Genomic DNA, 13,705 nt, shown 5'->3' with positions numbered 1-13,705 from the left:
TTACGACTTCTCAAACCGATACACCGCCTCTCCGATTATCGCCTCGATAAAGTCGTACACCTGAGTGGTCAGCACATACATGATGAAGATAAGAAGCACCACTATCAGAGCAAAGAATGCGGTCAAAAGTATCACCTTAACCGTCTCTTTTACCGAATAACCGTTTATCTCTTTAACCGCTATAAAAAGCAGGACTGAAATCCACAAATAGAGAAAAAAGTTGGAAAATTCCACCAGAAATATTTCATTATAAGTTATCACATTGCTTAACAGCACAACTAAAATCTTTATAACAAGATACGGCCCGAGGGAGTATGCATATGCCGCATACAGCTGCCTGAAAGTGGCTTCTCCGTCATTGATGGCGCAGACAAGGTATGAACAGGCGGTCAGCAGCAGGAAAAAAGCTATAATTCCGCCGATATCCGAGAAAATCTTATACCTCCCGTCGGGTATTGTTTTTACTATAAAGCCTGTTGCGTATTTATCTATCAAAAATACGATTATAAACAGCGTTAAAAGTATATTTGCGCACAGGTACGAGGCCTTGTTTTCCATTTTTATGCCATAGCATCCGTCTATCGGATGCCTGATGAAATACCATGTGTAATTAAGCCTTGATACCAGCGGCCTGTTTTTAAATGAGACCGCTGCGGCTGCTGCACGGCTGAACAGTCCGTACTTTTCCCGAATTGATTTAACCAGTTTCCATAATGCCCCGATTAACACCAAAACCAGCAATATCGTAACAAGATTATTCTGAAGCCAGATATTGCGCACTTCCCAGTAAGCATCGGAATACCCTGCGGTGTCTTTCGCCATTCTGAAATATCTCATTGCTTCCGAATAATTTCCTTCCTGAAGATATGCCTGCCCGATGGCCTGGTTTGCGTAATCGAAAAGGCTGTTCATTCTGAGTACTTCCTGTAACGGCAGCATACTCTCGTTATATTTCCCCGACTGGTACAGGTACAGTGCTTCATGCACCAGATTTGTGAATTCGGTGGGTTTAAAAACCTGGATTTCGTTCTTCTCCTGGTCAAGCACAAACACATTGTCATTTTTGTCCACGTCAACCGCGACGGCTTTCTGAAAAAGCCCTATCCTCAGGCGCCCCGAATCCTTTCCGCCGAATATGAAAAGTAAACTGCCGTCCTTGTTGTATTCGTATACATATCCCTGTTCAGAAACAACATAAATGTTCTCATAGTTTCCCACCGAAACGGCTGACGGAAGGGGATCCACATAAACCGCCTGTATAAGGTTTTTTCCTGCCACATTCAGTTTTCTAAGGCCGGTATTGTCCTCCGAACCACCCTGGGTAACGGTATATATAAGGCCTTTTTTATCAATAAACAAATTCTTTGGGGTTTTCGGAAGATTTTTGGGGAGTTTTGCAAGCTGTTCCTCTGTAAGTATTGCCCGTCTGAAAATATCAAGGAAAGTAACCGAAGTCAGATTGGTTCCGTAGTATCCAAGAAAGGTTCCGCCGCCAGCGGGACTAATCTGAACAATGCCGTTGGTATTTCCTTCGCAGATGATATACATTATCCCTTTTGCGTCCACCACAAGTTTCTGCGGTTTAAACTCAACACCTTTTCCATAAAGGGGATGATCGGGTTTGGCGTATTCGTTGACCACTTTTCCGGCCCGATCCATGACAATAACTTTCTGCGCGCCTTTGTCCGCCACATACAAATACTTGTCATCAGTTACGAAAATACCCGTTGGCTCATTAAGCACCCCTTCCCCGTATATTTCCAGCAAATTCCCGTCGATGTCGGTTACAAGTATTCTTTTTCCGCCGGTATCGGCTATATAAATCTCCCCGTCGGCTGTTATCTTCATATCCGATGCGTTTCTGAAGGAATGTTCACCGACTTTGTTTATGGTTTTAACAGGTATGTACGCCGACTGGGTTTCCACAACCCTTCCATACCCGTCCAGCGTAAAAGTCTTATACGGAATATCCGCCATCACATACAGCCCATTAAGCCAAAAGGCCGATGCAAAGGTGATTAAACCCGCCATTAATTTGGGCAAAAGCCTTCTTTCAAACCTTTTCACGAGTAAACCCCCATATCCCGATTACTTCAGCCCCGAATGCGCCATTGTGTTCATGACATTGCTCTGCAGGATGACAAACAGCGCCAGATTTGGCACGAACATAACAAGGCCTGCAGCCGCAGCCATTCCCTGTCCGGCAATTACATTCCCGGCACCCGTCAGTGTATTCATATAAAAAGGAAGTGTTCTTAAGGTCTCATTGGAAATGTAATAGGACGAACTCATTACATCTCCCCATACCTGCTGGAATGAAAGAATGGCACCCGTTGCCACGGCCGGTTTTATTAGTGGAAGGATAATTCTCCGGTATACGGTAAAATCACCAGCTCCTTCAATATACGCCGCTTCAATCAGCGAATCGGGAACCTGGTCGGTAAACTGCTTTATCAGGAACAAGCATACCGGCATTGCCATTAAGGGTAAAATGAGCGCAAAATACGTATCAATTAATCCAAGGGCATTTATTATCAGGTACCTCGGTATCATAACCGAAACAGGTACAAACATCAATGCCGCGTTGTTTATTTCCATAAGGGTTACCTTGCCCTTAAACCTCAGTTTTGATAACGCGAAAGCCGCGAGGGTGGAAATAAATACGGAACCGGTCACCGTTGTCAGTGTTACCAGAAATGTATTAAATACATACCTGCCGATGGGAATTGCTGACGTTGACGTAGTTCTAAACAGTTTATAAAAATTATCAAGTGTAGGCCTTATGACAAAAAACCTTGGAGGATAAGCAAACAGCTCATCCATTGGCTTGAAGGCATGGCAGAATATAAAAACTATCGGGAGAAGCATGAACAGAGCCAGCGGCAAAAGAATCAGCATAATTTTTATCTGGCTTCTGTCGAACCTTTTAGGATTTATATAATTTTTCCGGTACCTTGCCATTCCGACCACCCGCCCCGTTAATATTCCCTTTCGGAAAACAGCCTTTTTGAAACTCTTGAAAAAACATATACCGTCAGCAGCAAAACCACTGAAACCGCAGACGCGTATCCCATTTCGTAACGGATAAAGCCATAGTCTTCAATATGATTCACCACCAGCTGTCCGGCATATCCCGGTGTTGGATTTGCCCCCGAAAGCTGAACGCCTATCATACCGTTCTGGAAAGTGTTTACTATAGACATCACCGCCGCAAACAGCATTTGAGGTTTCATTGCGGGTATCGTAATATATATGACTTCCTGGAAGCGGTTTTTTACCCCGTCAATTGCGGCAGCTTCGTACAGAGTTTCGTCCTGGTTCAGGATTCCTGCGAGAATTGCAAGAAAACCCACGCCCATGCTGCTCCATAACGCAACTATAATCATTATCGTAAGCAGATATCTTTTGTCGGTAAGCCATTGTACAGGTTCTGTAATTATTCCGAGCCGAATCAGCCACGCATTGATATATCCGGCCTGATCCCCGCTGAACAAAATCCTCCACAGCACATTCATCGCCACCCCTGAGGTAATTGACGGCGAATAGAATACAAGGGCAAGTATCGTCCGCGGAACTTTTGGCAGCTGGGAAAGTGCCCATGCCACCAGGAACGACAATATATACCCTCCCGGCCCCACTATAAGCGCGTAGGTTATTGTATTTGGCAATACATACTGCATGAAAATTTCATCCTGTGTCACTAAATTCACATAATTCATCAGTCCGACAAAGTCAGGAAATTCAAGGGTGTTAAAATTAGTTACCGACAGCATTATTGCCATCGCAATCGGGATCAGGATAAAGACAAGGAACAGCAGTAAGTACGGAGCCAGAAAAACATAAGCGTTAAGGTTGTTTTCCCTGCTTGAAAGCTTTTTTCCCGTTTTCAACGCTTTCATCCCCTAATTTTCACCATATAATATCCGGCGTACTTTTTCGAGTGTAGGTACTTCATATTCCTTTATCATTTTTCCGTCATGGGACATATACCCAAATTCTTTCAGCTTTCTTTCGGTCTCCCTGTTAATCCTTTTCACGGCGGTATTAAGCGTAATTCTCAGGTCCCTTCCGTCCACTACAACGGCGTTGAAAGCGTTGCTCAGTTCCCTTTCGGTCATATAGCTTCCTGGAAGCCTTGGCGCTTCCAGTACCCATTTTGTCTGTTCTATTATAACGGCTTTATGTTTTGCGTCCCACGGAAGTTCGGCAAATGCTTCAAGATTGGCGGTATTCCATATGTATTCAGGCCCGTAGGTTATTTGAAGCGTCTGCCCGTACTCCACCTGCACCTCTTTTGACGTCCACCATTTTATATACTCCCACGCCATTTTTTCCCTTTCCTCAGTGCTTCTGAAAATAACACAGCTTTCAGCACCGCCCGACGTATACCTTACAATTTCGCCGTTTTCATTAACTATTCCCGGAACAACTGCGATATCCCAATTGCCGGCTATCTCCGGCGCGGCGTTTATAAGAAGGTTATACATCCCATACTCGGCTATTCCTATAGGCAGGCTGCCGTTTCTGAATCGCTGATAAAAACTTGGCACTTCCACGGGAAGATTATAAATTGTAAAAAGCTCCGTAAGTTCGGTAAACCCCTGAACAGTCCTTTCACTGTTCAAAGCCGTATTGTCTGCAGTTCTTCCATAAAGACTGCCGCCGTATTGGAAAATCAAAGGAGTGGTTCCGTGAAAATTCTTGAACGAACCCATGCCCGCCGTGGGATAGTAAAAATTCATGCCGCGTATCTGAAGTTCGGGAAGCATCCGTTTTACATCTTCAACCGTTTCGGGTATCTCCAGCCCCAGTTTTTCCAGTATGTCGGTTCTGTAAAACAATACCCAGAAATTGATGGTTTCAGGCACGGCATAAATTCCATCGCCTATCATCGCAGGGATATGCAGTCCGTCTGCAAACCTTGTCAGAACTTCCCTGAAATCCCCGAATTCGGTTATATCCTTCAACGCGCCTCTTATAGCCAGTTCGAAAGGTACCGAATAGTTTACCGACTGCGCCACATCGGGAGCGTCGCCCGCTGCATTTGCCATAATAAGCTTCCCCTGATCGGGCATAATTGAGACATCGACTTTAATTCCGGTTTTTGGAGTAAAACTTTCATCAATCATTTTCTGAAGCAGCTCCACATGTTGCCTGGAGCGGTTAACCCAGACCTGCAGGTGGCTTTCGTCCTTGTTGGAGGCCGAATACGCCTGATCGGCAAAAGAAGAGAAAAACCTTGCAATACTCAGATAAATGCTTTTAAAGAAACCAATACCTTCCGGAAGTTTTGCGTTCTTCTGATATATGTATATTTTATCAATTGCCAGGCGGTTATCCTTTAATATGTCAATAAAGTTAGCCAGGTACTGAACGGCGGAATTAGTGCTTTGCGCAAGTTCATCAATTCTGTATGGGATTCTGTTTGGTTCCCTTGCAAGTCTTCGTAAACTTTCCGCAGCTATTTTTGCATAGGATAAAGCACCTATTTCTTTTACTTTCGGGTTGTGCTTCCTCAAATCATTTCTCAGTCCGTCCAGCTCATCCGCCCATGTCAGGAGCCTTTCCCGGACATCGGGAATGTAGTTTACCAAATCCAGATCCCTGTATTTATCCTTATTTCTACCTGCTACCTTTGTAATTTCCAGCGCCAGGTCGTTGATACCCGAAATAATTCTTTCGGTTGTTTCCAGAGCATGCCTTATATTGTCTATACTAATTGTCAGCGAAATGGTATGTCTGCCTTTGTCCAAATACAAAGCCACAGGCTCTCCGTCATTATCAGTCAGTGTTAAATTCGTATAATCTTTCGTATATTTAAACGGATAGGATTTCAATAGCCTGTTTGGAATTTCCCCGTCTATCCTGATATCCAGAAACACGGGGAAATCTGTCTTGTCGCTCTGCCTGTATACAAAACCCATATAATAACATCCCGGCTCATCTATAAGAAATTCATATGAAACGGTCTGGCCTGCGTCTTTAAAAGACGCGGCGTCTATTACATTCAACACCTTTTTTGACGCATCATAAGGCGTCAAAGCAGTATTAAACTCGCATGTGGCGCGGATTGAAGAATCATTTCTGTAATCAATTCTCTCTGCTTCAATAATTATAATTCTGTCTCCGTCCATCGCCTCCTGTTTTGAATAATCGGGAATTTTGGTTTCACCGCTAAGGTAAATGTTTCCTAAAAGCATAGCACCTTCGGTGATGTTTAATTCAATTATGTTTTCCCCTTTTTTCAGCTCAAAGGCGAACGGGGCGGAATAACGGTAGCTTCCGTCCATAACAAACTTTTTTTCCCAGCGTGGCAGTTTTTCAGGGGATGAGACAATTTCGTTGCCATATCTGTCATAGGATTTTTCCTTTTTATCAATCCAGGTGCTCTCAAATACCAGGTTTTGCGCCTCATAAAACGGTATCCTGCCGTTAACCGACAGCGAAGCCTTTACCGGCAGAATTGAATCAGAACTGGGATAATAGTCAAAGCTTATCCAATACAACGCAGTTTCAGGCACATTTACCGAAAACAGGGCACATTCTCCCCGTGACAGCTCAATAACATCATTTCTGTATCCTTTATTATCCGAAACAAGTTTTCCACCTGATAATTCAGCAATATAGGAATTATTCACAGGAATTTCTATAACGTCTCCGGAATACATGGCCGCCGTATATCGGCTGCTTATGAATGAATAATTTTCTGCAGTGATTTTATTTAAATAATCAGTTCTGCTTATGTCGGAAGTATCGGGAAACGCTGAACCTGAAGAAACGCAATCAGTTGATGTGGTGCCCATGGTTGTCAGCATGGCGGTAACTAATAAAACGGCGGATAAACCTTTTCGGATTTGAAATGCCATGGTATCCCCACCAATACATTTTAACTATAAATATTTTATTAAATTTAAAAATTAAATATAATATAAAATAATTTATAAATTTATGAAATATCTATATAGATTATACACAACATTCTATGCTAAGTCAATATAATTTTGGCAATATTCCCATGGAAATACATGATAATTATTTCCACTGTTGGAGTTTAACTGATTTTTATAGAAAATCAAGCTATTGATTATAAAATACCAAAAAAATTAAAAAAGCCGGATCAGAAATGATCCGGCAAACTATTCAATGGCCCAAATACCGCTTCCCCATATCGCAACGCCTGTATCCGAAAGAGCGGTAAAAGTCATAACATTCTTTTTTCCGTATTCATCCCACTGCATTACGAACACGCCTTTATAGACCTCTTCACCGATGACAATCTCAACACTTCTTCCGTCGTCTTTAAGTTTCCAGGTGCCTTTTACAGCTCCCGTAATCGTATAATCCTCATTCAGTTGAATCAACTCAGATACTATCGCCTCTCTGTTAATGGATTTTCCATGGTTTATATATTTATAAATTCCTGTTACCTGTTCTTTCGTATATGTTCCCAATGTTTCCCCAGTATACCTGTAAGGAGCCACAACCGGCCATCCGTCCTCGTTTATGAAGAACTGATGAACGCGAACTTCATGGACTTCGCCCCTGCCTTCAAATCTTGTGTGAAAGATGAGGAAATACTTACCCGTCTTCTCATCATAATACGCAGAATTATGCCCCGGTGAAAGATACCCAAAACGTATTTTCGACTGCTCACCCTCAATCCATGCAAACCGGTGACCGCCCATCAGCTTGACACCATATCCTTCTATGGACGGATCATGAAAGAAGGTTCCCGGCGCACCCTTGCAGTTTATCATATCATTTCCGCTTGCATCATAATACGGCCCGTCGGGATTTTTCGAACGGGCAACCCTTATATTGTAACCCCCTTTTGAATCAAGACCTCCGAAGGATAAAAACAGGTAATAATACCCGGTCTCAGGGCTGTATAATACAAACGGGCCTTCAATCCGTGCGTGGTTTCCTCCCAATATTTTTTTACCATATCCCTTATTAAGGGGAAAACCCGTTTCGGGATCCATTTCCAGAATGTAAATCCCGCCGGAATATGAGCCATATACCATCCAAAGCCTTCCTTCAGTGTCATAGAACAGACATGGATCAACAACGTTCGGATGCACATTGGCATTATACATATTTCCGTCTTCACTGGGCATATCATATCCCATCCCCGATTTCAGTATAATACCGAGATCCCTGTACGGTCCTTCAATGTCGTCAGATACGGCAACGCCCAGCGCAGACAAAGGAGAACTCCCTTCGCAGGTGCAATAATACATGTAATACTTTCCGTTCTTTAAGCGTATTACGTCAGGAGCCCAAAAAGTGTTGGTTTTGGACCACTCAAAGGCCTCCCTCATTTCCTCCAGGGCATTGGGAATTATGGGGTTGGAGGCGTTCACTCCCGAACCGATTAATTCCCAGTTCATAAGGTCTTTTGACTTTGCAGCCGCCAGATGGGATCCGAATATGTAATAGGTGCCGTTGTCTTCGACTATTGACGGATCATGAACAGAAACGTTGGCAAAGGAGTAATTAATCGGATTGTCCGCAGTTAACTTAACATCCCTTCCGATGACAATCCCGCCTGTATCCGAGTCATTACTTTCAGTGCCGGTAGGCTGAGCACGATTATCCTTCGTTTCGGCCGGGACTTCATTGCCCGCTGTTCTTTTCCCGCAGGCCGCAGTCAGTAATAAAGCCCCGACGGCCAGCATGAATATAATTTTTTTCCTCATTTTCAACTCCCCCGCTAATTTATTCATAAACCTGTTTTTGATACTCAAAAACAGGCATTCCGTCATCACTCCAGCCGATTTCCATTGTTAATGTATGACGGTTGGGATCATATAAAGGATTACCTATTATTTCTTCATACTGCCTTGCATGGAAAAACATTATATCTTTTGTGCCGTCTTCTGATTTTGTAAAGCTGTTATGTCCGGGCCCAAAAATTCCTTTTTCCCTGTCGGTAGCCAATACAGGGTACCTGGACTTCTTCCATGACAACGGATCCAGTAAATCGGAATTTTTATTTGCATAAAGCATTCCCATACAGTAATTGGCGCTGGTATCGCTGGCCGAATAGGTAAGGAATATGTATTCGCCATGTTTTAGAACCGCAGGTCCCTCGTTCACCCAGAATCCTCTCCGCTCCCAGTCATAGTCAGGGGTTGACAGCATAACCTGCACGGTCTTTAATTTCCACGGTGTTTCCATTTCGGCTATATACAGATTTGAAATCTGTCTGCCCACTCCCACTTTTTCAGCCCATACAAAATAATATTTTCCGTTGTTTTCAAATACCGTCCCGTCCAGCGAAAAAGAGCGGAAAGAAAATTCGTCCTCATCGGCACATTGCATCTTTCCCAGTTCCTTCCACTCACCCGCAACAGGATCGGCATCCCTGCACTCCAGCACGTATGGTCTTATCTCCCACTGATTTTCGGCTTTTCCCGCCGCAAAATAAATATACCAGGAATTATTAATGTAGTGTATTTCCGGAGCCCATATATGTTTGCTCATCTCACCGCTTTCATGTTTTCTCCATATAACATGTTCTTCCGCATTTCTTAATCCCTTAATTGTTTCAGATTTTCTTAAAATAATTCTGTCATATTCCGGTACCGAGGCCGTAAAATAATAATATCCGTCAGTATGCCTGTATATATACGGATCGGCTCTTTGTTCCAACAGCGGCTTGTTATAGGGCGTTGTTCTTATGTTCGAATTCTGCATTGCAAGTCCCCCTCAAATCTGTTTGTAAAAAAATCATAGACTTACTTTATATTATAATAAAATATTTTAGGTTTTTATGAATTACTATTTAATAATATAACATAACCTTATTCATGTCAACAATTAACGAAAATAATAAAAATCCCCACCTACAAATCTCAACGATTGTAGAATGGGGACTTCATTACAACTTATATTGGATTCCGTGCCTGTAATAAACTCAGACTACAATACACGGTAATGAGGAATAATATCCTCATATGTACCGTCTTTATTTAAAAATCCTCCGGGAATAACTCCAAGTTTAACAAACCCTAATTTTTCGTATAAGCGGAGCGCTCTCTGATTTGACTTAACCACCGCATTAAATTGCAAAATTCTGAATCCCAGCTCTTTTGCCTTGCTCATACAATGCTGAACGAGCTTTTCGCCGATTCCTTTTCCACGCATGTCCTTCCTTACTGCATAGCTCGCATTACAAATGTGCCCGCACCTGCCGACGTTATTGGGATGAAGTATGTAAAGCCCTACAATTTCTTCGGTTTCGGTGTCAAAAGCAATACCCGTAAACGACTGCCGTGAAAAAAACTCATGCCCGCCTTTTTCATCAAGAAGCTCGGTTTGCGGAAATGCATTGCCTTCTTCAACAACCTCGTTCCATATTTTAACGGCTTCCGTCACGTCGGCTTTCGTATATTCCCTTATTTCAACATTCACCTGTCTTCACCCCTGAAGTTGTGTGGTTAAACCATCCGGTTAAAACTTTACCTAAATTGTTCCTATCCCAGCTTCCGTTCTATAAACTCAGCCAGTTCTTCAGCTTTTTTTGAAATATAGTCATAATCCCTGCCTTCGATCATTACCCGTACCAGGGGCTCTGTTCCCGACGGACGTATCAGAACCCTGCCTTCGCCATGGAAAGCATTTTCCAGCTCCCTGCATTTTGCAGCAATTTCGGGGTCATCCATAAATCTGTTTTTGTTTTCGTTTTTAACCCGTGCGTTTTTAAGGACCTGCGGATATACTTTCATTATCGAAGCCAGTTCGGCCAGACTCTTTCCGGAATTCTTCACAATCTGAACCAGTTGCAGCGCCGTAAGCTGACCGTCGCCGGTAGTGTTGTAATCCAGCATGATAATGTGCCCTGATTGTTCACCGCCAAGAGCATATCCGTTTTTCAGCATATGCTCCAACACATACCTGTCGCCCACTTTTGTTTTTTCCAGCACCAGTCCGTGTTCCTTTGCCATTATGTCAAATCCGATATTGCTCATGACAGTGACAACAATCGTATTTTGGGGCAGTTTATTCCGCCTTTTGAGTTCAAGGCCGATAATACCCATAATCTTGTCGCCGTCTACATAGTTTCCTTCAGAATCAACTGCCAGAACTCTGTCGGCATCACCGTCAAATGCGAGACCAAGATCGCATTTGTTTGCCAGTACGGTTTCCCTCAGCATTTCCATATGGGTTGATCCGCAGTTTACATTAATATTCATACCGTCAGGGGTATTGTTTATTACAATCACGTCGGCTCCCAGTTCGCGGAAAACCCTCGGCGCCGTTTCATACGCTGCACCGTTTGCACAGTCGAGCGCTATTTTCAAACCTTCAAAAGATGTATTTACCGTATTTTTAAGATAAGATATGTAATCCTCTTTTGCTCCTTTTATTTCGGTTACACGTCCAACTGCACATCCCGTAGGATTTGGAAGTTCCTCACTGTTGTCAAGAATTATGGATTCAATCCTCTCTTCAACGCTGTCAGGCAGTTTATACCCCTGCCTGTCAAAGAACTTAATCCCGTTAAATTCCGCGGGGTTATGGGATGCTGATATAACAACTCCGGCATCCGCGTTGTAATGACGTGTCAGATACGCAACCGCCGGCGTTGAAACCACACCAAGGCATATCGCTTCGGCCCCGGCGGAACATATCCCTGCGATAAGGGCCTTTTCAAGCATGTCACCCGATCGTCTTGTATCCTTACCTATAACAATTCTCGGGGTACCTTTCGATTCCTCGGCCAAGACATAAGCCCCGGCCTTTCCCAGTTTATACGCCAACTCGCATGTCAGTTCTGAATTGGCAATACCTCTTACCCCGTCAGTTCCGAACAGTCTTCCCAAAATAATTCCTCCTAACGCTTAAATAGACTCTTTAACAATTTCTCACAAAAATTCCACAATCATTATACTCCAATGCCGTCAGCACTATCAACAAATTTCCCGGTTTCAGGAATTTTTCAGCATAATGTATTCAATCACGTTTGCAACTTCCTCACAGGCATCACAGCAGTTTTCCAGATAATCATAGGTTTGATCCCATGCCATTATTTCAACTACGTTTTTGCTGTTAACATACAAATGGTGAACTGCGTCGGTATAAATCCTGTCCCCCTCTTCTTCAAGAACATTGACTTCCACAATTAAGTCATGCAAAACCTTCGATTTTTGAAAATCCCTGAACTCCGACACCGCCTTTTTCAAAGCATTGCAGCATTTTACAATAATCTCTGCCATCTGCTTTGCATGCTCCTTGATACTCCGTATATTGAACATATACAGGCGCAACAGGACATCTTCTATCGTGTCGGTTACATCATCAATTGCATCGGCCAGCGCCATGATGTCCTCACGATCTATTGGCGTTATAAACTCCCGTGAAAGCCTGCGGATCATTGCATGCCTTTCGGTATCTCCGCCATGTTCAATTTCGTGCATCTCGCTCATTTTATCACGAAGTTCTTCAGCATTGAAATCATTCATAATGTTATATAACAAATTTGCCGCTTTACAGGAATGATCAACAAGTCTGACAAAAGTGTCAAAATAATCTTCGCCTCTTTTTCTCGCCATACTCCTATACCTCTTTTTTAATATTTTTAACTTTTTATAATCACTGTTCCTTACAGTCACGAACTAAAAAACAGTCCGTTAAAAAACCAGCATGAATAATTTTGCCATCAGGAAGCCTATTATACCACATCCGGGGAAGGTAAGCACCCATGCACTTACCATATCCTTAACCACACCCCAGTTGACATTTGACAGCCTTTTTGCCGCGCCGACTCCCATAATTGAAGTTGTTTTTGTGTGAGTCGTGCTTACCGGCAAGCCAAAAACAGAAGCTATAAAAAGGCTTAACGAAGATGCCAGATCGGCAGAAAAACCCTGATATTTTTCCAGTTTGACCATGTCCATACCAACGGCTTTTATTATTCGGTAACCCCCGATGGAAGTTCCAAGGGCCATCACGACCGAACATAGGAATATAAGCCAGATGGGTATTTCGAATTCGGTGACATCAGTCCTGCCCTGGGCCAAAAAAACCCCCAGCAGAAAAACACCCATGAATTTCTGTCCGTCCTGCGCGCCGTGCATAAATGCCATTCCTGCACTGCCGACAATCTGGGCATACTGGAAAAATACCGACGTTTTTCTTCTGTTAAAATTCCTGAAAATCAGCTCAACCAGTTTTACAATTATCCAGCCCATTATGAATCCCATAAACAGGGAAAGGAACAGGCCGTAAATAACTTTTACCCATTCCCGTGGATTAATCCCTGCCAGTCCTCCCTGAACGGCTATTGCAGCCCCTGTTATGCCCGCAATCAAAGCATGGCTTTCGCTGGTAGGAATACCAAACCACCATGCTGCAGTTGCCCACAATACAATGGCAAACAGCGCAGCACACAAAGAAACAAGCGCATCATGGGGATTTCCACCGAAATCCACCATACTGTAAATAGTCTGCGCCACCATTGAATTAAACAGCGTCATTACAAGCACGCCGAAAAAGTTAAATATTGCGGCCATAATAATGGCTGCTCTCGGACCCATTGATCTGGTTGAAATAGATGTCGCTATTGCGTTAGGCGCATCGGTCCAGCCGTTTACAAAGATAACTCCCAAAGTCAGAATTACAGTTATTGCAAGTGCAGGGTTGCTGAAAAACTGTTGCAGAAAATCATTAAGTTCTATTCCCACCATTCATTTTCCTTCCT

General features: G+C 43.2%; 10 protein-coding genes. All 10 read right to left on the bottom strand.

What is annotated here, in order from left to right:
* On the bottom strand, nucleotides 1-2,067 hold the full coding sequence (locus tag CST_RS05255; protein WP_015358804.1) for a YIP1 family protein: 2,067 nt from the start codon (nucleotides 2,065-2,067) through the stop codon (nucleotides 1-3).
* 21 nt (nucleotides 2,068-2,088) lie between these two features.
* Complete coding sequence (locus tag CST_RS05250; RefSeq protein WP_015358803.1) at nucleotides 2,089-2,961, bottom strand: carbohydrate ABC transporter permease; 873 nt, start codon at nucleotides 2,959-2,961, stop codon at nucleotides 2,089-2,091.
* A gap of 17 nt (nucleotides 2,962-2,978) precedes the next feature.
* Nucleotides 2,979-3,899 (bottom strand): carbohydrate ABC transporter permease, encoded by a 921-nt coding sequence (locus tag CST_RS05245; protein ID WP_015358802.1) that lies wholly within the window; start codon nucleotides 3,897-3,899, stop codon nucleotides 2,979-2,981.
* A 3-nt stretch (nucleotides 3,900-3,902) separates the two neighbouring features.
* A complete protein-coding gene (locus tag CST_RS05240) occupies nucleotides 3,903-6,866 on the bottom strand; it encodes an extracellular solute-binding protein (protein ID WP_015358801.1) in 2,964 nt (987 codons plus the stop codon).
* Nucleotides 6,867-7,136: 270 nt separating this feature from the next.
* The gene (locus CST_RS05235) at nucleotides 7,137-8,699 is read right to left on the bottom strand and encodes a glycoside hydrolase family 43 protein (protein WP_015358800.1); all 1,563 of its coding nucleotides are present in this window, start codon (nucleotides 8,697-8,699) and stop codon (nucleotides 7,137-7,139) included.
* A gap of 19 nt (nucleotides 8,700-8,718) precedes the next feature.
* Nucleotides 8,719-9,699, bottom strand: coding sequence for a glycoside hydrolase family 43 protein (locus CST_RS05230; RefSeq protein ID WP_015358799.1), 981 nt, complete (start codon nucleotides 9,697-9,699; stop codon nucleotides 8,719-8,721).
* 225 nt (nucleotides 9,700-9,924) lie between these two features.
* On the bottom strand, nucleotides 9,925-10,416 hold the full coding sequence (locus CST_RS05225) for a GNAT family N-acetyltransferase (protein ID WP_015358798.1): 492 nt from the start codon (nucleotides 10,414-10,416) through the stop codon (nucleotides 9,925-9,927).
* A 62-nt stretch (nucleotides 10,417-10,478) separates the two neighbouring features.
* Nucleotides 10,479-11,828: a phosphoglucosamine mutase gene (gene glmM, locus CST_RS05220; RefSeq protein WP_015358797.1), complete on the bottom strand. Its 1,350-nt coding sequence runs from the start codon at nucleotides 11,826-11,828 to the stop codon at nucleotides 10,479-10,481.
* 105 nt (nucleotides 11,829-11,933) lie between these two features.
* Nucleotides 11,934-12,557: a DUF47 domain-containing protein gene (locus CST_RS05215; protein WP_015358796.1), complete on the bottom strand. Its 624-nt coding sequence runs from the start codon at nucleotides 12,555-12,557 to the stop codon at nucleotides 11,934-11,936.
* Between the two features lie 78 nt (nucleotides 12,558-12,635).
* Nucleotides 12,636-13,691 carry an inorganic phosphate transporter gene (locus tag CST_RS05210; RefSeq protein WP_015358795.1) on the bottom strand — a complete coding sequence of 352 codons (1,056 nt, stop codon included), beginning with the start codon at nucleotides 13,689-13,691 and terminating at the stop codon, nucleotides 12,636-12,638.
* Nucleotides 13,692-13,705: the final 14 nt, after the last annotated feature.

The organism is Thermoclostridium stercorarium subsp. stercorarium DSM 8532 (genome assembly GCF_000331995.1).
Classification (GTDB): Bacteria; Bacillota; Clostridia; order DSM-8532; family DSM-8532; genus Thermoclostridium; species Thermoclostridium stercorarium.
Note: the sequence above shows the minus strand (reverse complement) of the source record. Positions and strands in the feature narration are given on the sequence as shown.

Bases quoted from the DNA above. Each gene is read 5' to 3' on its own strand.
- CST_RS05210 (WP_015358795.1), bottom strand. From the start codon at position 13,691: ATGGTGGGAATAGAACTTAATGATTTTCTGCAACAGTTTTTCAGCAAC.
- CST_RS05245 (WP_015358802.1), bottom strand. From the start codon at position 3,899: ATGAAAGCGTTGAAAACGGGAAAAAAGCTTTCAAGCAGGGAAAACAAC.
- CST_RS05240 (WP_015358801.1), bottom strand. From the start codon at position 6,866: ATGGCATTTCAAATCCGAAAAGGTTTATCCGCCGTTTTATTAGTTACC.
- CST_RS05235 (WP_015358800.1), bottom strand. From the start codon at position 8,699: ATGAGGAAAAAAATTATATTCATGCTGGCCGTCGGGGCTTTATTACTG.
- CST_RS05215 (WP_015358796.1), bottom strand. From the start codon at position 12,557: ATGGCGAGAAAAAGAGGCGAAGATTATTTTGACACTTTTGTCAGACTT.
- CST_RS05250 (WP_015358803.1), bottom strand. From the start codon at position 2,961: ATGGCAAGGTACCGGAAAAATTATATAAATCCTAAAAGGTTCGACAGA.
- CST_RS05230 (WP_015358799.1), bottom strand. From the start codon at position 9,699: ATGCAGAATTCGAACATAAGAACAACGCCCTATAACAAGCCGCTGTTG.